This window comes from Pedobacter sp. L105 (assembly GCF_009765875.1).
GTDB lineage: Bacteria > Bacteroidota > Bacteroidia > Sphingobacteriales > Sphingobacteriaceae > Pedobacter.
In genome coordinates, this window is sequence record NZ_LMUP01000008.1 from 80,736 (window position 1) to 105,429 (window position 24,694).

The 24,694-nt window shown below is 40.9% G+C and carries 14 protein-coding genes; 8 read left to right on the forward strand and 6 right to left on the reverse strand.

Annotated elements, in window-relative coordinates; translation table 11 throughout:
* Positions 1-277 precede the first annotated feature (277 nt).
* Positions 278-961, reverse strand: a complete 684-nt coding sequence (locus GSQ84_RS15685) for a hypothetical protein (RefSeq protein ID WP_158798234.1) — start codon at positions 959-961, stop codon at positions 278-280.
* An 898-nt stretch (positions 962-1,859) separates the two neighbouring features.
* On the opposite strand from GSQ84_RS15685, the gene GSQ84_RS15690 reads away from it, so the two are divergent.
* Genes GSQ84_RS15690 through GSQ84_RS15700 form a run of 3 tightly spaced genes read left to right on the forward strand, consistent with a single transcriptional unit; the run spans position 1,860 to position 3,544 of the window.
* Positions 1,860-2,381: an alcohol dehydrogenase catalytic domain-containing protein gene (locus tag GSQ84_RS15690; protein WP_158798235.1), complete on the forward strand. Its 522-nt coding sequence runs from the start codon at positions 1,860-1,862 to the stop codon at positions 2,379-2,381.
* Positions 2,300-2,824 carry a zinc-binding dehydrogenase gene (locus GSQ84_RS15695; protein ID WP_158798236.1) on the forward strand — a complete coding sequence of 175 codons (525 nt, stop codon included), beginning with the start codon at positions 2,300-2,302 and terminating at the stop codon, positions 2,822-2,824. Before GSQ84_RS15690 ends, GSQ84_RS15695 begins: the two co-directional genes overlap by 82 nt.
* A 30-nt stretch (positions 2,825-2,854) precedes the next feature.
* A complete protein-coding gene (locus tag GSQ84_RS15700) occupies positions 2,855-3,544 on the forward strand; it encodes an HAD-IA family hydrolase (RefSeq protein WP_216848938.1) in 690 nt (229 codons plus the stop codon).
* A 103-nt stretch (positions 3,545-3,647) separates the two neighbouring features.
* Here the strand turns inward: GSQ84_RS15700 and GSQ84_RS28270 are convergent, their stop codons facing one another.
* From GSQ84_RS28270 to GSQ84_RS15720, 4 genes are all read right to left on the reverse strand, one after another.
* A complete protein-coding gene (locus GSQ84_RS28270; protein WP_158798237.1) occupies positions 3,648-5,588 on the reverse strand; it encodes an OmpA family protein in 1,941 nt (646 codons plus the stop codon).
* A gap of 73 nt (positions 5,589-5,661) precedes the next feature.
* On the reverse strand, positions 5,662-6,633 hold the full coding sequence (locus GSQ84_RS15710) for a type IX secretion system membrane protein PorP/SprF (RefSeq protein ID WP_158798238.1): 972 nt from the start codon (positions 6,631-6,633) through the stop codon (positions 5,662-5,664).
* A gap of 23 nt (positions 6,634-6,656) precedes the next feature.
* Complete coding sequence (locus GSQ84_RS15715; RefSeq protein WP_158798239.1) at positions 6,657-17,213, reverse strand: gliding motility-associated C-terminal domain-containing protein; 10,557 nt, start codon at positions 17,211-17,213, stop codon at positions 6,657-6,659.
* A gap of 1,038 nt (positions 17,214-18,251) precedes the next feature.
* Entirely contained in the window at positions 18,252-18,788 is a 537-nt protein-coding gene (locus GSQ84_RS15720; RefSeq protein ID WP_158798240.1) for a hypothetical protein, read from the reverse strand.
* Between the two features lie 1,170 nt (positions 18,789-19,958).
* On the opposite strand from GSQ84_RS15720, the gene GSQ84_RS15725 reads away from it, so the two are divergent.
* The 5 genes from GSQ84_RS15725 to GSQ84_RS27820 all read left to right on the forward strand — a co-directional run bounded on the left by GSQ84_RS15725 (position 19,959) and on the right by GSQ84_RS27820 (position 24,470).
* Positions 19,959-21,230 carry an AraC family transcriptional regulator gene (locus GSQ84_RS15725; RefSeq protein ID WP_158798241.1) on the forward strand — a complete coding sequence of 424 codons (1,272 nt, stop codon included), beginning with the start codon at positions 19,959-19,961 and terminating at the stop codon, positions 21,228-21,230.
* A gap of 207 nt (positions 21,231-21,437) precedes the next feature.
* On the forward strand, positions 21,438-23,315 hold the full coding sequence (locus GSQ84_RS15730; protein ID WP_158798242.1) for a hypothetical protein: 1,878 nt from the start codon (positions 21,438-21,440) through the stop codon (positions 23,313-23,315).
* A gap of 44 nt (positions 23,316-23,359) precedes the next feature.
* Positions 23,360-23,908 carry a GAF domain-containing protein gene (locus GSQ84_RS15735; protein WP_158798243.1) on the forward strand — a complete coding sequence of 183 codons (549 nt, stop codon included), beginning with the start codon at positions 23,360-23,362 and terminating at the stop codon, positions 23,906-23,908.
* Complete coding sequence (locus tag GSQ84_RS28390; protein WP_158798244.1) at positions 23,905-24,288, forward strand: PAS domain-containing protein; 384 nt, start codon at positions 23,905-23,907, stop codon at positions 24,286-24,288. The genes GSQ84_RS15735 and GSQ84_RS28390 overlap by 4 nt, the downstream gene beginning before the upstream one ends.
* Entirely contained in the window at positions 24,252-24,470 is a 219-nt protein-coding gene (locus GSQ84_RS27820; RefSeq protein ID WP_174238670.1) for a HAMP domain-containing histidine kinase, read from the forward strand. The genes GSQ84_RS28390 and GSQ84_RS27820 overlap by 37 nt, the downstream gene beginning before the upstream one ends.
* A 109-nt stretch (positions 24,471-24,579) precedes the next feature.
* Here the strand turns inward: GSQ84_RS27820 and GSQ84_RS15745 are convergent.
* The coding region (locus GSQ84_RS15745; protein ID WP_158798708.1) for an IS3 family transposase at positions 24,580-24,694 on the reverse strand (115 nt) is incomplete at its 5' end.

The following is a 24,694-nucleotide window of genomic DNA, read 5'->3' on the forward strand; positions in this document are numbered from 1 at the left end:
TGCTTTTGATTCTAATTAGCAATGTATTCATCAAAATTAGATGGTTTCGACCTATTAAAAAAAGTTGATCATCACTACACATTGAAATTTTTCACAATACACATTGATTTTATTCACAACAAACATCACATTGGATAAAAGTTGACTTATATCAATGATACAAACTGATTAACACAGCATGACATCATGAAGAATAACCATAACATTCCTTTTGTTTGATAAACTACATAACTTAATAAACTATCCTTTTATTGTTTCTATTACGATAAAGTATCTCTTAACTATGGCCTAGCAGTGCACCAAATTGAAATTGTGAGTTAGACACTCTCATTTCACGTACTTCTATATGCGAGTGGATAATTCCTTGACGGATTTGATCAAGGACTTGCTCATTTAAGTTACCATCTTTATAAGCGAGCAGAACAACATCAGGCCGGATCTCATTTCCTATCCATATTAACTGCTTGATCTGTTTGTTATCAAAATCCGATGCACTCATCTTTGCTTCGCCAACGATCAATTTACCATCCTGAATTGCAATAATATCGAGATCAGTTTGACGGAAATTCCCCTGATCTAAATAAATGTCTAGGCTGGCACAGTAACCGAAGGCAGTAGGCATCTGGTCTAGATGCGGGTCACGCAGCTGGTCGAGCACTTTCAAAACTGCGTAATTTCCTCCATAAGCCTTTTTCCGCCTTATTGGATCACTCATCAAATTATTGAGTATAGTGTCGTTAACTTTATAATAGAATGGACTTTCTGCCTCCGGTGTGATTCCAAAAGAACATCCCCGGCAAGTCGTCTGGTGATTAAGTTCTTTCAGTGGATACCAAAGATTCGATCCGCAGTTTTTACATTTAACCTTCAGGCCGATGAAGATTGCTTCTGAATTCACAAAGTTATCGATTGCTTCTAAAAGTGATTTGATATCATTCTGATAATTATCTCGGACATTCATACCGCTAATCGAAAGAAATTAAAAGTGAAAAAAAAGTGACAAGGGTTACACCAAAAAGTGCAATGATGAAAACAATTACAGTCTTGGAGCATTAAAAAAGAACTTTTCATATGACAATTTTAAAGAAAAATTAGGGCAACATTTTTGTTAGCACCCGAATTTTTAACCAGAGTAAAATCTATAACTGGAACTTCCATCAAGTTTAGATATTATACTTTTATTAGTATATTCAATGAAATTTATGATTAAATCACCGTTTTTCGGTAATAAGCCATTGCTGGAATTGGTTGTAAAATGGATTTGTTGAAGAGAAAGCCTGAGCAAAAATTAGTTATTATAGTCGTAAACTATTATGTCATAGAAAAAACAAATCCAATCTCACTATACAGCGATTTTTGATGCATTGATAGCTGTACCTTAATGACGGCAACTTCATTGGGGAATTTTAATGTAATAGTTAATCCATTATAATTTCGATAGAAAATGTACTTTTTAGCTGTGCTCTAAGTCCCTTTAAAAGTGTGATTCCTAATTTAGGTGTACTTGCTAAACTGAGATTTGCGGGCAAACCTGCTCCATTATCGCTGACCTGCATCTATATAAAGTTTGCAATTCGTTTAACAAGTACGTGGATTGTTCCAATTTCATTATTTGGAAACGCATATTTCAATGAATTTGTCACAATTTCATTCAAAATTATACCCACCGTTATAGCCTAGGCTACATCAATGGAATAACATCAATGTCCCACTGTAACGCGAAATAAAAAAACACTGCACAACAAGTTGACAAAGATTTCGCCAGGCCGGGCTGTGCTGTTTAAGGGGCACGGAAAGCCCTTTGAAATGATTAGCCGTGAGGTGCCATTACTCAGATCAGAGGAAGTACTGGTCAGAAATTGTTATACACACTCTGCGGCAGTGATATCCACACCTATTGTGGTCATCGCACAGAGCCAGAACCTGTAGTGCTTGGCCACGAAATTGTTGGTGAAGTATTGTGGTTTGATCCTCAGCAACCCTTAAAGGATTTAAATGGGGAGACGGTACAAATTGGAGACACAATTGTATGGTTAATTTTTGCTGTGCCGACTGATGTGGCAGCACCGAGAGCAGATATGCCGCAAAAGAGCGGGCAGCTGTTTAAATACGGGCATGCGTTAGCTACTGAAAGTGATATTTTTAGCGGCGGTATGGCCGATTATTGTCTCTTGAAACCCAATATGGCTTTCCTTAAAATATCAAACGATATCTCTTTAAAAGTTGCAGCAACAATCAGTTGTGCACATTCAACCGTAATGGGCGCATTGAGGGTAGCTGGAAACATAAAAGGGAAAAAGTGCTGGTATTTGGCGCGGGATTATTGGGTATTTCCTATGTTGCCATGTGCAAAGAGGCCGGAGCAGAATGGATCGGATTAATTGACACAGAATCATCGCGCTTGCATTGGGGGCCAACATTCGGAGCCAATGAAACTTACATTTTCCCCGAAGATACAAGTGGTGAATTACCCTGGCCCGAAGTAGATATGGTTTTTGATATGACGGGAAGTCCGCCGGCGATGAAAACCGGTATTGACTCACTCGCTCTAGGTGGCACTGCTATTTGGATAGGCGCTGTGTTCCCTGCAAGTTCAGTACCTGTAGATGCGCAAAAAATAGTGCGTAAGATTTTGGAAATAAAAGGGCTGCACAACTACAATTATGAGGACTTCATCAAGGCTACAGCCTTTATTGAGAAAAACCATATGAAATATCCATTTGATCAACTGATTGAAAAAGAATATCAGCTTGCTGATGAGGAAGAGGCTTTCAGGTTTGCAAATGAAGAGAAACCGGTTCGGGTAGGTATCCAAATCTGTTAAAAAATTAATATATTAACTCAATCACATACAATGGAGAAACAACTAAAAATGGTCGTATTTGATATGGCCGGAACTACTGTCAATGAAAATAATGTAGTCTATAAAACGCTCAGGAATGCAATAAATGAAGCCGGACATAATTTTAGTCTGGACGAAGTACTTGCAGAAGGTGCTGGTAAAGAGAAAAAACAAGCGATCCGTTCTGTTTTAAAAACCTATGGAAACATTGAGGATGAAGAATTGACGCAACAGATCTACGGTAATTTTATCACTCAGCTTACAGCTGCTTACGCCATTGAAGATATTCTGCCACAGCCCAACGCAATTGAACTTTTTACAGCATTGAAAGAAAGAGAAATTTTAACAGTGTTGAATACAGGTTATGACAGGGCAACTGCACAATCTATTATTGACAAATTAGGATGGAAAGAAGGAGTTGATTTTGATGGTTTGGTAACAGCATCGGATGTATCACTTAACCGCCCTGATCCAGCAATGATCCACTTTGCCATGAAACGTTTCAATATTACAGATAGCGCAGAAGTAGTGAAGGTTGGTGATTCAATTATTGATATTGAAGAGGGGCAGAATGCAGGATGTTCCCTGAGTATCGGTATAACTACAGGTGCACATACGGCAACTCAGCTGGAATCAGCTCATCCGGATATGATTATAGGTAACCTGATTGATCTGCTTTTATTGATTAATCCTAAAAACTAGTGAGTAAATTTAAAAGAAGAAAACTAAGGGCAAGCACAATTGGCAGCCCTTAGTTTTTAAAGTGGAGTCTTATTTTTGCTACCTATTTCTATTGTTAATTAACTTATTTTTTGGTGATTTTAAACTCTGTTCTTCTATTCATTTGATGTTGTGATTCTGTACAATTCACCCCATCGGAACATTTGTTCAATAATTGTGACTCTCCATAACCTTTAGCTATGATTCTGTTTTTGCTGATTCCTCTTTGAATGATGTAATCAACAGCAGATTGCGCTCTTTTCTGAGATAACCATTGGTTATACACCACTTTACCACGACTATCGGTATGGGAGCCCAATTCGATCCAGATACCCGGATTTTCCTTCATAACCGTAACCAGTTTATCCAGTTCTACCGCAGCGTCCGGACGAATATTCCATTTATCAAAATTATAATAAATATTCTCCAGGCGGATCGCTTTGTCGATTTCTATAAGGTCAATAAACAAATCTCTTTTAAGCGTAGCGGAATCTCGTAAGCTTTTAGTACTAACCGTGGCCGTATAAGATCTATAATTTGTTTTTTCACCAGTCAGCCCGTAATCCATTTCTTGTTCCAGGTCAAAACTATAACGTCCTGAGGCATCCGTCTCTATCCTTTTTGCAGTACCATCCAATTTTTGAAGCGTCACCATTGCATTGCCCACAGGCTTATCGGTCTTGCTGTTAAAGACTGTTCCAACCAGTTTAAAGGCAAAAACCCTTTGTTCGTTCATCGCATAAATATCATCGCTTCCCAATCCACCATATCTATTAGAAGAAAGATAAGCCAGACCCTTTGTTCCGACCACATTGAAGGCAAAATCATCCTGTGGAGAATTGATAGGATAACCCATATTCTGAATAGGGTTTACCGAATTTGCTGTGTACTGATAAATATCCAGTCCACCCATCCCCACTCGTCCATCGGAAGCAAAATAAAAGTGGTTCTTCTGCCCAGGATAAGGACTTCTTTCATTGCCTGCGGAGTTTACCTCTTTTAGGTTAGCGGCCATACCCCATACCCCCTGTTCGTCCTTTTGTATAGTATAAATATCTATTCCGCCCATTCCGCCTGGCATATCTGATACAAAATATAATTTCTTTCCATCAGGGGAAATATAAGGATCACCCACAGAATAAACACCTGGTTTATTATAAGCGAATGCGACTGGTTTTGTCCAATTCCCTGTAGAATCTTTTGTACTGCTGTAAATTTCCAGATAAATAGTCGTTAACTTCCCTTTAAGCCGTTCTGGAATTTTAGTCAGAGTGTAGTATATTGTTTTCCCATCAGCGGTAAAGCTGGCAGGACCAATATGATAGCCTGTTTTCACTGGTAAAGGAAACAGTTTAACACTATCCACTCCTATTTTCATATAAAGCTTCAGGTAGCTGTTCCCTGTCCATCCATATATTTTTTTACTGGGCAACCGGGCACCATCAAATTTTAAAAACGGTCTTATGGTATGGGTTTTACTAACTCTTGTTGCCCTGTCTGATGTAAAAACAATTCCATTTTGATAAGGGAAACTCCCCCAATCCGACTGCGCACTGTTTATCCTATTCAGATTATTCAGCTGAAACGGTTTTGGATGTTTCATCCAGGAAAGCGCAGAATCGCAGGAAGCGATCATCCTGGATCTCAACTCCTGTGGAGCATCTTTTTTCTGATCAAAATAGCTCAGGTACTGAACTTTTGCCTCACTATATTTTGAGTTCTGCTGCAATGTTTTGCCATAACTTAAGATGTTCTCCAACTTGCTGCCCGGCAGGGTCACAACAAGTGCATACCAGCTTTCTGCCTGAATATAATCTTCTGTCAATTGATTTGCTTCTGCTAAGCGCTCTGCCGTCCGCAGGGTAGGTTTTTTCCTATAGGCCTGCTCATAAAGATCTATGGCCTTGCTGTAATTAAACAATTCATATTGCTGATCAGCTGCTTTTAAAATGTACTGTGCTTTTGCACTGTGATGAAACAGTATAAGCAGAGAGAATAGGATGAGGCATAGTAAACTTTTCTTCATGACTGAATGATTAAGCTTGTGATATATTTTTTTGTTAATTGATAGATAAAAGTCTTATTATAAGGGGCAAAGGTTAAAAATATCTTGGCGAAACCATTCTTGCATTTCTTCTGTTGAACATGTATCCGATAGAAATTTCATGACTCCCGCCAGAGTTTCCTTTCAATGGACCTACAGAAAAATCGTAGGCATACCCAATACGAAGGTTGCTGGTTGGAAAAACCTGAAAGGTGGCTACTACTGCATCCGAGTTACTCAAATCATCCTGCAGGTTACTCTTTTTCCAAAGCTTGATCCCGCTTCTGTAAGTAGCACCCAGCCATAATTTTTCGCCAAATAAGATAAAGGCATTCAGATCTAAATTTGTAGGGCCTTTAAAATCCTCCTTCACTAGGAATGAAGGCTTCAGCTGGATTCCCTCGCTCAACGGCACGAGCATACCTGCAGTCAGGTAGCTATGTATGGCTGGTTTTGGGATCCCCGTAAAACGGTTATCACTGGATTGAGAGGCCAGTAAGTTATCAGCTGATAAACCCACAAAGAACTGGTTATTGGAGAAGAAAGCCCCCACCCTTGCATCAGGCAGCAGTATGTTATTGTCGGTGTTGGTGATGTTGGGTTCGGGATCATTAGGGTTTAACTTGGTCGCATCCAGGCCAAACTGGGCAATCCCCAGACTCACCCCGAAGGCAAGTCTGGAACTTCCGTCTGCATTGAAACGTATTCTATAGGCATAACTGGCATAGGCCGAAGTATTACTTTGAGCCCCAAGCTGGTCGTTCACTACCTGAAACGCCAGGCCCACATTCCCGTCATTGGCAATTGCGTCTACCGCAAGGTTCATTGTTTTAGGGGCTCCTTTTACCCCTGTCCATTGGTTTCGGTAATAACTATGCAGGTTCAGCACTTCTTTATAACCTGCATAAGCAGGATTGATGTAAATACCATTGAAAATGTACTGACTGTACTGTGCGTCCTGCTGCCCGTAGGCGATTTGGCACATGATGGTTAACAGTACAGCTAGGGTGAATAAGCGCTTTTTCATCTTGATCGTTTTTTACAGTTCAATTAATTTTTTCTCATCAGGGTAACATAGCCTTTCAGTGTTTTCCAGTCGGTTGAAGCGTCTTTTTTGACTCTCAACAAATAGTAGTATGTTCCTTCATTCAGTCCGTTACCATCCCAGTTGTTCTGGTAGTTTTTCATCTTGTACACTTCATTTCCCCAACGGTTAACGATAACCAGTTCATTCTGCTGGTATTGGTTCAGCCCTCTAATTTCAAAGAGGTCATTGGTGCCGTCACCATTTGGAGTAAATAAGTTAGGTGGAGATAAAACTTCGCCATTGAAGAGCAAGACCACTGTTGGTGTATCGTTGTTTTCTTCCGTTCCGGAGATGTCATTCACCAGGATACTACCAGTACTTTTACCGGATACATTAGCGGTATTGCTGACCGAATTTGCGCTCCTGTCGGCCGCGGTGGTATTGTACTTTATGCTGATGGATGTAGTTTCTCCCGGAGCAAGCGTCAGGGCGATGACCTGGTTACTGGTCCCCAGTCTGGCATCAGAAAGTAAAATACTGCTTAGCGTAACGTTACCAGTGTTTTTAACCATAAACTGGTAGTTGATACTCATTCCATCAGCAGCCGCCACCGCTGTTTTCACCAGCGTTACTGCCGGTAGCTGTTTAATGGAAATCACTGTTGGCGTATTGTTATCGGCCCCAGTACCGGAAACATCCGTAATGGTTTTCCCACCCGGGGTATTGGCCTTAACCGTTGCCGTATTGGTCACCAGACCTGCATCAAAATCTGCCAGTGTTGGCGTGTAGTTTGCCGTTACTGTGGTGCTTGCACCTGGTGCCAGTGAACCTGGAACTACCTGATTGGTGATGCCTAGCTTGGCATCAGTGACCAGGATATTGCTTAAGGTTACATTTCCTGTATTGGTGATGAGAAACCGGTAAGTAATGATACTGCTACCTGTTTGTTGTGTTGCTATTTTAACCAGGGTCATAGAAGAAACAGGAACAATAGTAACTACCGTTGGATCTGTCAGCCCGGGCTTATTTGGATCATCAGAATGGGCTACGGTAATGACATTGCCGTTCTCATCTTTCCCTGCTGCACCGGCCTGGTTACTAAAGGTACCCGCGTCCACATCAGCCTGTGTTAAGGTATGTTTAGCAGTAACAGTGGCACTTTCCCCAAGCGCTAAACTGGCGATAGTGGATGGCGTCATCGAGCCAGCATCTGCACCTGCATCAGTAACGATGATGTTATTCAGTACAGACTGCCCGGTATTGGTAGCTACAATGTTATAGTTCACCACATCCCCTGCCTTGGTACCTATATTCAAGGCCGTTTTAGTTAAGGTGAAGATGGCATTATAAACGGTTACCGTCACCGTAATTGGATCAGATAGAATACCCTCAGGACTCTGTAACTGATAGGTAAAAGTATCCACACCGGTGAAGCCAGGAGCTGGCGTATAGGTAATGGATCCGTCACCATTAACGATTAGTGAACCACTGGAAGGAGAAGTACCCGCAACTACAGTCTCGTTAGTTGAATTTGGATCATTAGTTTTTACGGGAATATTAACTGGGGTACCTGTCAAGGTGCGTGCTTCATCCGGGGTACCCAAGCCTTTGATGGCCGTCTGTACCGGATTGGAGCCTTTAGGTTGTATCACCGGTTCCGATGGTGTGGCGAAAGCTGTATTGTTAATATAGCCTGATGCCGTGGCGCTGATCGTGCCGGCAACATTCACCGTGATGATATTGGCTGGACCCGCAGGAATAGTTATATTACTGCTTACCGCATTTCCTGTCCCTGTAGCACCATCATTTACAATGGCCCTGCCTGCAGCACTTACTGTCCAGCTTACATTTTCTATGCCCGCAGGTACCATATCGCTTACCACCGTGTTAATGGCATCTCCGGTACCAGTATTGGTAACTGTAATCACATAATTAACTGCTGAACTTGCATTTGCTGTTTCCTGTCCTGTTTTTACCACTTGCAGGGAAGGAACCCTGCTCACATCGGTGGTCACACTTGTTGTAGCAGGTGTAGAACCTTGTTCTGCCGGAGTCACGGCCGCAGTATTCACAATAGTGCCAGCATATGATGGGTCTATTGTGCCTGTGATATTAATGACTACCTCACCTGTTAACGCTGGTATATTGGAGGTGATACTAATGTTATTACTGTTTCCGTTGGCTGCACTCACCGTTGCAGACCCGCTTACTGTGGCCGTCCAGCTTACATTTTGTATAGCTGATGGCACCACATCCGTGATCACACTATTTGTAGCATCACTAGGCCCGTCATTTCTTACCTTAATCTGGTAATTAACCACCTCTCCTGCATTTGATTGGGAAGGGGCAGATTTGACAATAACCATACTTACTTTAGGAGTTACCCTGGTGCTGGTAGAAGATGTTACTGTAGCAGCTCCTGTTTCTGTTGGGGTGGCTGTAGCAGTATTAACCAGTGTTCCATTGTATGTAGGTGGAACAGTGCCAGTAATATCAATTTCTACACGTGCACCTGCCGGGATATTAACCACCGTATTTAGGGTGTTTCCAGTACCGGTTCCACCGCTTACTATCGACGCACCGCCACTCACCTTGCTTACCCATGTTGGGTTTAACACCTGGCTTGGGATGATATCGGCAATGGACGTATTTAAGGCATTTGATGGTCCGTCATTGGTTAAGATCAAACTATAATTGATCTGCTCACCAGAGGATATCGCTGTGGGTGCGATTTTTATTAAACCTAGATTAGGAATGCTTTGAATCGTTGTAACTGACGGATCAGAGGTAACCGGTGGTATTCCAGTTTCCTCCGGTGTCACTGTAGCCGTATTGTTCAGTGTACCTGTAGCATCAGGTGGCACAGATCCGGTAATCGTAACTATCACACCTCCACCTGCTGGTAAGTTAGCAGTTAGATTCATTTGGTTACCCGTACCCGATGCACCGGTTAATAAGCTAGCTCCGTTCGTGCCCGTTGCCGTCCACCTTACATTGCTTAACAATGCTGGTACTGCATCAGCTATAGTTGTGTTCAGCAGATTACTCGGACCAGCATTATCTGCCTGAATGATATAGGTAAGCGTCTGGCCTGCAATCACTGTTGCTGGCGCATGTTTAATGATGCTCAGGTTGGCCATCGGCGTTACTTCAGTAGTGATCGTTGGTGAATTAACCGGAGTATCATTTCCTATAGCGGCCTGGCCAGTATTATTGATCACCCCTCTAAAATCAGGGTTGATTGTTCCACTAATTGTCACTACCACTGCATTACCGGCACCTGCCGCCACATTGGCTAACATAGCAACCGCATTGCCAGTGCCTGTGGTCCCGCTAATGATCCTAGCTGTGCCCTGTGTGGTTGCGGACCAGGTTACATTGCTTAATTGGGTAGCTATCCTGTCTGATATATTTACACCTACGGCGTCACTTAGTCCTGTATTGGTTACTCTTACATTATAAGTAATGGCTTCACCTGATCCGGCAGCATTCGGACCGGATTTCTGAACCACCAGCTGTGGAGTTACTACAATGCTTGTTTTCACTGTAGAACTGTTGTTACTGCTATTAAAGTCCTGCACTGATCCGGGAGGCGTAATGGTCGCCGTATTTTCGATATCAGTAGCTGATGCATCAGAAGGGATCTTACCTGTTACTACAATGGTGATAAAATTAGCATCACCAGGTTCAATGCTGGCATTGACAGCAATGGTAGAAGAAGTACCGGTAGCAGCGCTATTAACGGTAGCTGCACCAGAGGCAGTTGCAGTCCAGCTCACATTGTGTATTGTAGATGGCACTACATCATTAATGCTCAAACCATTTACATTGATCGGCCCGTTATTGCCCGCTTTGATGGTGTAAGAAATCTGTCCGCCCGCAGTATCACTTGTAGGACCCGTTTTTACAACAAACAGGTCTGTACTTGTATTTACAGCGGTAGTTACGGCATCAACGGCCGATTCATTGGAAGAAGGAACTACTACCTGTACGGTATTGGTAAAGGTTGCACTCGCCTCAGGTTTCACCGTTCCATTGATGGTTAACGTAATTTTACCAGCAGGCAGAGGACTTGCCGCAGGATTAAGAGTTGCGACGATATTTACATCCTGACTGGTGCCAGATAGTGCAGTAGTAGGTATACCATTAGTTACCGTGGCAGACCAGGAAGTAACAGTAAGATCGGTTGGTACATTATCCGTTAGCGTAGTATTTGTAGCAACTGAAGTGCCCATATTCTCTACAATAATCGTATAAGTAACCTCATCTCCTACTTTCACATCACTCGGGCCGGATTTAGAAACTCTTAGTGTTGGGTTATTGTTAATTGTTGTGGTAATGCTTGATTGGTTATCTGCAGCATTTACATCTACAATAGAAGGATCTATTGTTGCAGAGGCAGAGTTGGTAATCTTACTGCCATTGGCCGCAGCCGGATCAACCTGTCCGTTGATCGTGATAAAAATCACCCCTCCTTTAGGGATGCTGGCAATCAAACTCACATTTCCCGATCCATTAGTTGTAGGAGTTGTTGCCCCACTACTTGCTAAGACCGTCCAGGTAGGATTTAAAATAGTAGCAGGGATATTATCTGTAATCTGTGTGTTTACTGCAGTGGTATAGCCTTCGTTTGTTACCCTTACGGTATAGGTCATGGTTTCCCCTGCACCTCTTGTGCCCGGGCCGGATTTAGTGACCCTTACATCCGCCTCTTTAGCAATTTGCGTAGTAACAGTGGATGTAGCAGGACTAGGATCTGTTACTCCTGTTGGCGGAGTTGCACTGGCACTGTTTACGATCTGTGCACCGGTATAAGTAGGATCAACTGTTCCACTGACCGTAACAATTACCTGATCGGCCGCAGTTGCAGTGAGGTTAGCAGTTAAGCTTACATTGCCCGTACCAGAACTCACACTTGCCGTAGCCGCTCCCTGTACCGCCACGGTCCAGCTTGGATTTAAAATCCCCGCAGGAATATTATCTATAAGGATTGCACCCGTCACATTGGAAGGACCGGCATTGCTGAGATTTAAGGTATAAGTGATATGCTGACCCGCTGCCAGACTTTGCGGACCTGATTTTACAAGCTTCAAGTCTGCTTCTTTTTTGACCTGCGTGGTCATTGTATTGGAATTTGATGAGCCACCACCTGGTATGGTCGCGCTGGCTACATTCTGAAGTGAAGCAGCCGTACTTGCGGCACTTAAAGTTCCGGTAATAGTGATGGTGACTTTATTGGCAGCACCTGCAGGTATGTTTGCAGTAACACTCACTGCATTGCCTGTTCCGCTGCCAGTAGCCGTTACCGCCGCAGTACCTGTTACAGCAGTTGTCCAGCTTACAGCAGTAAAATCTGCAGGAATCTCATCTGCGATCAGTGCTCCAAGTGCATTGCTCGGCCCGTTGTTGGTAACTGTCAGCACATAGGTTCCCTGCTCACCGGCATTCATTGCCGAGGGACCAGATTTCACTACAGACAGACTGCTCTGTGTAGTGATATTGGTAGTCACCGTATTTGAATTGACCGGATTAATACCAGGTTCCGTTGGCGTACCTGTAGCCACGTTAGTGATGGTATTCGGGGCCTGGTCTGCCGGTACATCTGCGCTGACCGTTATACTGATTTTGTTGGCATTACCAGCATTTAAATTCGCTGCTAAACTTAAGCTATTGCCAGTTCCAGTACCACCGCTGATTATTGTGGAAGTGCCGCTACTGGTTGCTGTCCAGCTTACATTGACCAACCCAGATGGTATCGCATCGGTAATGGTTAAATTGCTTGCATTGGATGGCCCGTTATTAATGGCATCAATCTGGTAGGTGATGTGCTGACCTGCAGCCACATTTGCCGGTCCACTTTTTGCCAGCGTAACGGAAGGTTTTCTGTTTACGGTGGTGGTTACAGGATTACTGGTTTGGGCAACTGCCCCGGGCTCTGAGGGTTGAAGTGATGCTGTATTCACCAGGTTACTGGATGAAGCAGGATCTACCGTTCCAACAACTGTAATCACTATCGAATTACCGGTTCCGCCCGGAATGTTGCCAGTTACGCTAACCGTACTGTTGTTCCCAGATGCACCCGCTGATACTGTAGCCGTACCTGTGGTAGTAGAGGTCCAGCTTGGATTTAATATTCCGGCAGGTAAAACATCCGAAATAATTGCATTTAAGGCATCAGCTGTACTTGTGTTTTTGGCGATGAGGGTATAGGTAATCTGCTCTCCTGCATTGAGGGAAGCCGGACCTGATTTCTGAATAGATAATACTGGAACACGGGTAACCGCGGTGGTGACCGAAGCCGGTTTTGCTGGTACGTTAGGTTCTGACGGAGTTAATGTTGCTGTATTGACTAAGCTTCCTGAATAACCTGCAGCCACTACTCCGTTTACTATAACTGATATTTTTGCACCGGGAGAAAGGTTGCTGGTTACGCTGATTGCATTACCTGTTCCGCTGCCCCCAGCGGTAATGGTACCGGTACCGGAGGTTATCGAGGCTGTCCAGCTTACATTAGACACTTGTGAGGGCACATTATCAGTGATCACAGTAGCGCTGCTGCTGGATGGGCCATTGTTGATTCCTATAAGGGTGTAGCTGATATTACTTCCCGCAAGCAGGCTGTTTGGTCCTGATTTTGAAAAGGTAAAATCAGGCGTAGCCGTCACCGCTGTATTGGCTGCAGATTGGGCCGGAGTGGCGCCCGACTCTGAAGGGGTAGCAACCACAGTATTGGTCAGCTGCCCGGTAAAGGTGCTGCTTACTATACCTGTTATGGTGACCGTTACTTTATTACTGGCACCCGCAGGCACATTTGCTGTTAAATTCACTGCATTACCAGATCCGCTGCTTGCTCCAATAATGGTGGAGCTTCCTGCTGTGGCGGCCGACCAGGTTACGTTAGTAACCGATGACGGAACAGCATCAGTAATACTGGTATTTACGGCGTTACTAGGGCCATTGTTCCCCACTACAATAGAGTAAGTAATGGAATTACCTGCAGCTAAATTGGCCGGAGCACTCTTAGCTATAGTTATCCCTGGGCTACTGGTAATGCTGGACGTATGTGTAGCCGTAGAAGATGTTCCTGCGGGTTCGGCAGGTGTGGCAGTTGCCGTATTACTTACATTTCCTGTTGCGGCAGCACTAAGTGTAGCCGTGATGGTTACCAGTACTTTATTAGTTGCACCAGCGGGAATACTTGCAGTAAGGTTTACATTATTTCCTGTTCCGCTAGCTCCTGCACCCACACTGGCAGCACCTTGTATACTGCTTGTCCAGCTCACATTGCTGTACGTATTAGGTACTATATCGCTAATGCTGGCTGCAACAGCATCACTTGATCCACTGTTGGTTACAATTAGGTTATAGGTTACAATATTACCAGCATTAAGACTCGAAGGTCCTGTTTTACTTATATTTAATACTGGCTTGGGTGTTAAATCTGTATTGTCCGTAGCCGTGTTATTGCTTGTTGCAGGATCTGCTGCACCTGGCGGCGGAACCATGGTAACAGTGTTACTTAGGGTACCGGTTGCAGAGGCAGCTATATTTCCTGCAATGGTCAGTACTGCGGTTTCTCCGGTATTGAGCATTAGCCCTGTCCATTGACCATTACTGCTGGTATAAGAACCTTTATTTACCGCATAAGTGGAAGCAGTGAAACCAGTTGGCAGTGGATCCTGGATAGTGGTAATATCTGTGCTCAGCAAGCTGCCCGGACCGTTATTGGTTAAGGTAAGCGTATACGTTAAAGCCTGACCGGGGATACCCGGTTTAGGACTTGCTGTTTTGGCTATGCTTAAATCAGCCACTGGCCTAACAACACTTAAAGTGTAAGTAGCTGGTGTGCTATCTACAAAGCCATCATTATCTGTGGCCGTGTAGGTAAAACTAGCAGGGCCTGTATAATTGGGCGTTGCCGTAAAGGTAAGTCCTGCGGCCTGCGCGGGAGTGATCACCTGTCCGGCAGTCACCGCAGAACCGTTAGCGAGCCTCAGTATACCTTCCGCAGCTGTTGGCAGCGTACTAATGGTATAACTGGCAATCGTACCATCAACATCTGTAGCACTCAAACCAGGGATGGTAGTAGCTGTTGCCTGGTTGGATATTGGTGTGGTATAATTTACATTGTTGGCTATAGGAGGTGAGCCCAGCTTAAGGGTGTAAACTGCAGGTGTGTTACTGGTTAGGCCATCATTATCTGTCACGTTGTAATTAAAAGTGACAGGACCATAATAGCTTGAGCTTGGTACAAATACCAGTGATGAAGCCTGAGCTGGGGTTAACACCGTATTAGCTGTCACTACTGTGCCATCTGCAAGTTTTAAAACACCCTGTGATGCAGGTGGCAAAGTGGTGATGGTGTAACTGGCTATGGTACCATCCTGATCGGTACCCGCTAAGGCGGGGATAGTGGTACCGGTCGACTGATTCGAAATTATCGTTGGATCAGTAACCGCAGTAGCAGCAGGTCTGGATTTTACGCTTACAGTACCGCTAATATTACAGCCATTTGCATCCGTTACCGTATAGGTATAGGTGCCTGCTGCTACATTAGTGAGATCCTCAGTAGTCGTACTGTTTGACCATGCATAAGCGTAAGGAGCAGTACCACCAGTTACTGTTAAGTCTACAGCCCCATCATGTTGGTTAGGTGCAGAAGCTGGTGTAGTGGTAAAGGTGGAAGCCAGTGCTGTTGGCTGGGTTATAGTTACTATAGCCGACCGTACTTCCGGAGAATTTTGATCGGTCACCGTCAAAGTATAAGTTCCCGGAGCAAGCCCCGTGGCCGTACTGGTCGTTTGTATCGGTGTAGTGCTCCAGGAGTATCTATAACTCCCACTCCCCCCAGTTACAGTGGCAACCGCTTGTCCATTGTTCTGACCAAAACAGGTAACATTACTTGGCGCAATTGCAATAGTTATGGGTGGAGTATCAATAATGGTATAGTTGAAATTTCCTGCTGTTGGCGAAACCGTACAGGCATTAGGATCTGCAATTAGCATGGTCCCGGTAGCACCTTCCAGATTCCCAATGATAGTCTCATTAGGCTCAGGACTCACATCATCTTGTAAAATTTTTATATAGGATGCTAAGCTTAAAGCTGTTGCATCTGTACCATCATAATTTCCTGCAGGTATCGGGATATTGATCACACCGGTAAGCGCAGTTGGTGTAGCGTAATCCACGCCCCTGGTAGCCGTACCACCAGTGATATTCAGGTTAACAGAAGAATTGGCAGGTATATTTCCTGCAATTCTTAACTTAGGAAGGTTCGCTGTACTCACATATTCTGGTCCTGAGGCTGTTCCCCCTCCAGTTAAAGAAAGAAGTGGAGATAAAGAAAGAAGGGTTACATCATCCAGAAAATTCCCAACGCCGGTATTTGAGGTAGAACCGTCTGAAGAAACAGCTCTAAAGCCAAAAGCAACAGACTGACTTGTTCCGGTAGTATTTTGCCAGGTTCCTCTCCAAACTGTCCAACCATTAGCATCCGCTGTAGCAGGGCTGGCCGTTGTTAATCTGGTAGAAGTTCCTGCAGGTAAAATCACTCCAGTATGTGGTCCAGCCACTGCATTATTATCTGTAAATTCTCCTACATCTACGTCGTTAATCCGCAAGCGCATAACGTCTATTCCGGTCCTGCCGCGATGTGCGAAAGACCAGGTAAAAGTTTCACCTGGCAACACACATATTGGCTGTTGCTCAAGCATCCCGGCCGTGTAGGCATTCAATTCAGCAAAACGACTTCCTGAATGTGCAGTAACCCCATTAAAACCACTTTGCCAAATTTCTATAAAACCTCCATTTACAGGTTGACTTTGATCTGTATTTCCTATGGCTTCAGTAGCACTCCATCCCGCCATGGTTCCTTCGGGTGTATAGACTAGGGCGCCACCTGTTTGCAACTCAAAACCACCATTTGTAAATTGTCTTACGGGAGCACTTTGTGTTTGAAATACCTGAAGTTCTGACAAATTAAAGGTAGAGCGCTGCAAGTTAAGTACCATGACATACCTTGCTTTATGCAATCCGAAATCAAAAGAAAACCTGTTGTTAGTGAAATTCGGGCCCAGGTAAGTGGGGTCATTGCCGATACCTGCATTTACATTAGCATTTAATTTACCCGCTTGATAAAGCAATCTGTTATACAAAGAGATGTCAGCATTTCCTCTTAAATAATTTTGGGCGATGATGCCTAATCCACCAGGAGGGCCTGCGCTACTTGGCCAGGAAATGATCATAAACCTTTTACTCGCAACCGGATTTGTAACATCCTCCCCAATGGTTACATTTTGTATAAAATAATCTGCACCCAGATCCACCAAAAACCATTCTGAATTTTGGCCGGTTTGCGTATTGCCTGTCGCAGCTTCGGTGGTAAAATCACCATCCACCAAATTACTGTTAGGCGCTGTGGCCGCGTTTGGATTACTGGATGAGGTGACTACCTTTCCCAATGCCAGGTTGGTTTGGCTAAAAGCATTATTGCCGATAAGGAATAAGGTAAAAAACAAGATGATGCCCAGGAAAGCATCAACGAATGTAGATTTTTTGGAGGTAAGTTTTAAACTGATCATAAGAACGTTTAATTAGAAATATGAAGGGAATATGCTTTTCGAAATGTTACTTAGCAGATGTCAGATTCGATATCGACATTCACATTTAATCACAAATATTTTAATCAGATGCCGCTCTTCTAACTTTAAGGTCATATTCTGATAAACGCAAATAAATTGGAACAGGTAGTGAACCAAGTGATGGGTTGCCCTGCACATTAGCTGAATCAATATTACCGGATTTGCATTTAATAAAAATATTATACAGTTGCTGACTAACACAGTTCAATGCTTGCAGGAAGGATCTCCTACAAGTTGATAAAGTGAAAGAAATATGCGATAAAAGTAATAGTAGATTCTTCAGACAAGGATTAAGGACTATAAAGGACTTACTTGATCTTGCCATATGCTGTCTTAAAGCTTGTGGCGAAAGCGTGAAAAAGAGAATGAAATAGGCAGCACATTGCAGTGCATTAGTTGAGAGTACAGATTTTATCATAGGAGAAGGTTAAAATAATGTAGTTTGATCAATTGATATTTACGAGTGCAGCAGCAACCACTATTAACAGTAAAGTTATATTGCAAAGAACACCATATACTATAATTCCATACGCACATATACTTCAGGCCACTCCTTACATATACTTCACACTCCTACTCATATGTACACATAGTGGGCAAAACAGTGCCCAAACAGCGACTATATCAACCAATAAGAAAAAGTTTAAATGATAAGAAAGTCGGAACATCCTTCAGCATATGCTCATATGAGGCGTATATAAGCCCTAAAAAGAATAAAAGCCTTAAAGACAAAATGCCGGCATGATAATCGTCATGTATATATCCAGTGGCCAGCAAGAATGAAAGGTGATATTAGTTATGAATAGGGCATAACTGATTAGCATACAGACCAGAGGTGCAGTAAAAGCTAAAAAAACTAGAAGGCAGATACAATATTCAATCTACATGCGGCTTTACTAGGTAGATGAGCAGCTCAAATGGAATTTGTATCCTGTGGAGAATATTTATTATCCAAGGTGACGAGGTAAAGGTACTTAGTTAAACGTTCACCATAAAGATGTTTATATCTTCTTTGGAACCAATGTTTAACTTTTTACGGATTCTGTATTTTTTTCCTTCAACAGCCCTAACGGAAATAGCTGTAAATCGGGCAATCTCTTTGGTATCAAAATTCAGTTTCAATAAGGCGCAAAACTCCAGTTCAGTTGACACCAGGTCGGGAGCAATCTTCAACAGGCTTTTACGAAAGTCGGAATCAAATTCATTGAATTTAAGAAAAAAAGCATCATCATTTTTAAGTGCCAACTGGATGATTGCATGCAATTTCTCCGCGTTCTGCTCTTGAAGCAGACCATAGCCAGATGCAATGACCTGATCTGGTATAGCGGTAATTACATCAACGACAACTACTTCAGCGGCAACAATCATTTGCGAGACGGTAATTTGATCATGCCTAAATTTTTTAAATAATGTAATGCCGTAATCGGTCATTACTGTAATGATTATTACAAAGAGCAGGGCGACGATAAAAATAAATTTGTGATTGCTTAATAAGTCGGTATAATCAGTATCCATCTTTTCTCATTTTAGTATAGCATTTTCAAATTCCCATTGACTATTCAATCGGGACAATTATACACTGTAACGTGTATATATGTAAGTGAAATTAAAATTCAGGTAGAGTATATATCGTCCTGAAGATAAATATAGAATTGACGCCAAGTTTTTCATTAGCTGACAGAACCATGAATAAATGATAATCATTTTCAGGCGATTACTATTCCATAGAAGGTCTTTAATAAAGCTTTAAATTAACTTTAGTTTAACATCAAACTAATTTGTATGACACCAAAAATTCCTAATGCAAAAAATTGGGAGGAGGATATACCTTTATCCTATTTAAGTATATAACATAAGTTTTGACCTGGCGAACACAAAATAGTGTTGCAACTAGTCTGTCGGCTAATAAGGAGAGGGTGTTCATATTTGGTGGTTAAGGATAAAATCATGGAGTCTTCGAATAGCTTTATTCAAAATTGAACTACATTATACCTGCTCAATGATATAATTACATAATTTCTGGCGTACATAAGGGATGCGTACGGTAGGGCCGATTGTTGGATTAGGAACAGCAATAAAATCAAAACTTGCAGCTACATGCTTTCACAAATAGATGATCAGAATAAATTAGCGTTGCCGAAGTTATATAGTTAATTGGATTAAGTACACATGACTACCGTTTTAAGAGCAATAAAAAATTATTATATGCTTATGGCTGACATGAAATATTTATGAAATATATAACAATAATTTAATTAAACGTAATTATTTTTAATATAGTATTTTTAGGAATAAAAAAATGATGTTCGTCACGTTTATCATACATATCATAGTTTTTCATTAAAACAATGCTTGTAACACCTTTGCGACATTCCAAATTCTACAAAAAAAAAAGAATAACCACTTATTGTAGAGCATTTTACATAAAATTTAAAAATACAAAAATCGCACCACCTTAAGCTTAACTTTAAAAAATACTTTTATTAGAAAAAGATAATACTTCAATGAAAGTAAAAATCACTAAGCAATTATAGCTTTAACATAAATATCGAATTATAATGGGAATACAAAACAGCAAATTGTTTAACTAATATATTAATGTAGATTGTATATAGTAGAAGAGTGCTAAAATTGACACTCCTTCAGTTTTGACAAAGAAACCAATATACTATAAACAACAATAATATGAACAGTTTAATCATAGTACTGCTTTTTTGTAGCATTATACTTTGCTTTCCAATTAGCCTCATCCTATTCTTTAAGCATAAAACTCAAAGAACCAATACTCTTGTAGCACTTACGTTTTTCTCCATAGGGTGTTACGCCACCTGCCATTTTCTATTTTTAACAGAATTCATTATTGGTTTCCCTATTTTCTATAAATTGGTAAAACCACTTTATTTTTTTGTTCCGCCATGCATCTATTTATATATCGAAACCATATTAAGCACTGAAAAAAAATGGAACCACCGCTACTGGCTTCATTTTTTACCAGCCGCATTAACTTTAATAGATGTTATACCCTGGTTAGGAATGAGTAGCTATGCTCGGGTCGCAATCGTATCGTCTATTATTAAAGATCACAGTTATATTTTTAAAGACACACCTGGAGCTATACCCATGTGGTTATATTACGCTTTAATGCCAATTCAAGGAATTGGTTACCTCTGTTATCTGGTCATTTCGTTAAGGTTGTATAAGGAGAACAACAGTATCAATCTTAAATCGGAACCTTACAAAAATTATTATCAATGGTCTTTAATCCTTGTCATGATGCAAGGAACTATCTACATATGTATGACTGGTTACACAGCTATTTTAATAACGAACTTTTCAGATGGGATATACCTCATTCATGCGATATACTTTCCAGCAGTACTCATGTGTTCATCACTGATTTTTACCGCCGTTTATGTTTACCTAAATCCCAGGATATTGTTTGGTTATGATATGAAAACTGAAGAGCATTTGCTGAAGGATGGAAAAACTAAGCCGCCTCAATTAGTCACCGTGGCTAACATAGCCAATCAGGAAATTGGTGATTTAAGCACAGCTATCTCCACAGATAATAATAGCCCACTATTTTCTACAAGTACTTTGTTGATATATCAGAAATTACTGGAGGCGGAACTCGCTGAACAAGAATTATACAGGCAACAAGGGCTCACTATACGGCAATTGGCTACACAATGTAAAGTCCCGGTCCGTGCACTTTCTTTTATGCTGCGGCACATTTACAATAAACACTTCAATGATTTTATCAATGAATACAGAATACTTTATGTAATCAGAAGGTTGACTGCGCTGGATTGGGAAGAATTAACTTTTGAAGGATTGGCATATGAAGCAGGCTTTTCTTCAAGAACAACCTTTTTTATGGCATTTAAGAAAAAACAAGGTATGAGTCCGACCATTTTTCTACAAAGTCTCAGGAATAATAACATTAAAAACAGTTAGTACACGCTTCTTCCCCTATCGTAAAAAGCACATATTTGTTCAGAATACATGCAATCAGTTCTAATATCTGTTATATGAACACACGTATATACTCACTAAGAACGATTACCTATTTTATTGCTCATCTTTCCTATAAGTTATCACATTGAACATTTCGCCATTCAATTGTGGGAGTCTAATTATCACTCGATTTAAAAGAAAAAAGCTATGACCTATGCTATTCAACTCACAGAAATAAAACGACTATTGCTATTAAAAGTTAATATTAAGAATGTTACACCTAAAGATTGCGAAAGCATCTCCTTACAAATAAATAAAGAGGTTAGTAAGCATATTAGTGTGACCACACTCAAGAGGTTGTTTGGCTTGGCAGTACAACGGTATAAGTTCTCAACATTTACACTTTTAACATTATCAGATTTCCTAAATATAGAATATACCAAATACGAAACGATAGATGAAGATGCCCTGCAAAAAGTAGATGAGTGGAAAGCTATTAAAGCTATATCAAATAACATTACCGACCGAACTTTACAGAAAATTAGTGATAGCTGCGGTATCCCTCATGGTATGACAGTTGCCAGAAATTTTGCAGAAGAAGATTTTATGCAATTCTATACGAGTACTTCTATATTCACAAGTTTTGTTTCTTTAGCAGGTGATGGGAAATCTGTCCTAATCAGCAATTTGGCGCAAAAACTATTCAAGACCTCTAAATCCACCTATAATAATTCCACGCTCTTGTACATGACTGCAGGTGACTTTTTCCATGAGGGGGAGGCGAACTTTGACGCCGATCTCCGACTAAAACAGCTTCTCGGCATGGAAATTAGAGGAGATATGTTCGAATACTTAGATCATGGCCATATTACTAATGGAGGGAAGTTCGTTATTATTCTGGATGATTTCACAGATCACTTTTTATCCAGATGGAGCTGCGATCAACTATTTAGTACCCTTAGAAACCTAATTTTAACGCTAAAATACTTTGGAAATATAAAATTGGTCATCAGTATGAGAACAATTATGTGGTCCAAATTCTACCTATGTATTCAGCAATCCGATTATTTAAAATCCATGTGGTTTCCTGGTAGTCATTACCGCTTGGAAGACCATACGAATATACCAAAACTGTCTAATGAAGAAACCGAATTGCTACTATTAAACATCAATTCAGCCTTAAATAACATCATCAGTCCCACGTTAAAAGACCAACTTAAATCGACGGATTTTATCAAATTATATTTTGATTTCCACCAAAAAAACACCAACCTAAATTGTTATTGTGACACTGTTTCGAATGAATTGGTATCGATGCTAATTCAACGAAGCATATACAATACCAAAAACTGTAGCGAAAAAATCCCGCTTCTAAAAAAAATAGCCCAACTGACTAAAGTTGGAGTTGAGCATCCTTTTGTACCAATAACAAATGTGCCGGGCATTACCTCCATCTATAAAACAGCTTACGACGAGTTGCTTGATACTGATATCCTGATCAAGGAGACCAAATATGTGGAAGAAAGCAGAGTGGAAACGATAAGGTTTAAACACGATTGCGTATTTGAATACTTTCTCTTTGTTCAGCTTATTGAAAAATTCAGTTTAACTATAAATGAGGACTTCTTTAAACATGTCAAATCAAAATACAAAAATAGTCCGGTTGAGATTCGATTACTACAGTGGACGATAAGATTTTTATTAAAAACAGGCAATTTTAAACCACTGACTTTAATTTTCTCTGTCAATTTCGAGCCTCTTATTGTGACTAAACTAGTGCTGTATATGGCAGAAGAAATTAAATACAGATCTCAATACAATTCATCTTTCATCAGCCTATTAGATGAAGGTAAATTCCATGAAACCATCGTTTCTGAAATAGATAAGTTTGACAGCTACGATCCGTATTTTGAGTTCGCTATTTCTGCTCTGATAGAGATAACTAACAACATTGAACAGGTTGATACTTATAAAATGTTACTGCTGAATTTTTTCAACCCTAGTTTTAAAGTTAAAAAGAATCGGACAATAAAAAAAACGTCAGCTATTGCAGTGTCCATTGTTATGGGAAAACTTGCATCCTAAAAAAGGCTGAATGGCAATTCTTTTCGTCACTAATCATATGATCTATGAATAATGCAAAAATTAAACAAAATCAGTTGGTAGAGAAATTTAACCTCTTAAATTTCTCTACCAATAAAGAGTTGAATGATCTCGTTATTCTGACCGTAGAGATATGCAAAATACCTGTGGTGCTACTGACATTGAATCAGGGAAACAATCAGACGATCAGATATAAGTTTGGTCTGGATCTGGAAGAAGCTCAAGTGGAGACCCTCCTCTCTGAATATTTTAAATCAGATACGACGAAGGTAGTTAGTCATGCAGTTCATGATCTGCATTGTCAAGAAAATACAGCTGCTACGGAAGACTTAACTATTCGTTTTTATACCAGCGTACCACTTGTTTCTTCTTCTGGGATTCAAATCGGATCTTATTGTATAGCTGATTTTAACCGGCATCATTTTACCGATCATCAGGAAGAGATGTTAGCTATACTTTCAAGGCAAGTGATGTATGTGACGGAGTTGCAATTAGGTCTTGATTTAATAAAAGATAAAAATATCGCCTTGAAAGCGCAGAAGACAAAAAAACAGTACAATCTGAAAGGAAATTGAGAGGTTTTTTCAATAGTTCGCCCGCATGCCATATCTTAATTGACACCTATTATAGAATCCTCGATTATAACAAAGAGACTGAAACATTCTTTAATGAATTTTACGGTAAGCAGATTAAAAATGGAAAGTGGATTATTCCTTATATCGATCAAACGTATCAAAAAAAGTTTATTAATAATTTCCAACTGGCATTAAAAGGAAATAGGGTAGACAAGGAGTTTCTACTAAAAACAAACAATTATGAGGTATGGTGGTCACTATCGTTTCAACCGATATCGGACGATAAAAACAAGGTTATCAGTGTTGCTTTTACTGCTTCAAATGTGAATGAGCGCAAAAACAAATGGCAGAAATCATCAGTCAAAACCAATCACTTTTAGAAATAGCAAACAATCTATCACACGAATACAGGAAACCGGTTGCCTCTATTTTAGGGTTGATGAACCTTATTAAACATGATGACTATAAATCCGATAAAGAGTCTTTGATAATGATGGAATCTGCGACTAAAGAACTGGATGTGAAATTGAGAAAAATCATCAGTTATATCGAAGTGCTTTAATTAAAATATCAAGAATAATTCAGAGGTCTTAAGCTAAAACATTACTGTATGGAAAATTTGTTACTGATTATACAACGATTGGATTTGCAACATTAAAGTGGACATTTAGTTAAGCGGCAATATTTTGTTTATTTAAGTTTCTACCAAATTCTTCCGGGGACAAGTACCCCAGTGTAGAATGTAGTCTTTTACGGTTGTACCAAGTCTCTATATATTCAAAAACG

What these genes read in the sequence shown, in the direction of transcription:
- GSQ84_RS15685 (WP_158798234.1), bottom strand. Translation starts at nt 961, where the DNA reads ATGAATGTCCGAGATAATTATCAGAATGATATCAAATCACTTTTAGAA.
- GSQ84_RS15700 (WP_216848938.1), top strand. Translation starts at nt 2,855, where the DNA reads ATGGAGAAACAACTAAAAATGGTCGTATTTGATATGGCCGGAACTACT.
- GSQ84_RS28270 (WP_158798237.1), bottom strand. Translation starts at nt 5,588, where the DNA reads ATGAAGAAAAGTTTACTATGCCTCATCCTATTCTCTCTGCTTATACTG.
- GSQ84_RS15710 (WP_158798238.1), bottom strand. Translation starts at nt 6,633, where the DNA reads ATGAAAAAGCGCTTATTCACCCTAGCTGTACTGTTAACCATCATGTGC.
- GSQ84_RS15715 (WP_158798239.1), bottom strand. Translation starts at nt 17,213, where the DNA reads ATGATCAGTTTAAAACTTACCTCCAAAAAATCTACATTCGTTGATGCT.
- GSQ84_RS15720 (WP_158798240.1), bottom strand. Translation starts at nt 18,788, where the DNA reads ATGGATACTGATTATACCGACTTATTAAGCAATCACAAATTTATTTTT.
- GSQ84_RS15725 (WP_158798241.1), top strand. Translation starts at nt 19,959, where the DNA reads ATGAACAGTTTAATCATAGTACTGCTTTTTTGTAGCATTATACTTTGC.
- GSQ84_RS15730 (WP_158798242.1), top strand. Translation starts at nt 21,438, where the DNA reads ATGACCTATGCTATTCAACTCACAGAAATAAAACGACTATTGCTATTA.
- GSQ84_RS15735 (WP_158798243.1), top strand. Translation starts at nt 23,360, where the DNA reads ATGAATAATGCAAAAATTAAACAAAATCAGTTGGTAGAGAAATTTAAC.
- GSQ84_RS27820 (WP_174238670.1), top strand. Translation starts at nt 24,252, where the DNA reads ATGGCAGAAATCATCAGTCAAAACCAATCACTTTTAGAAATAGCAAAC.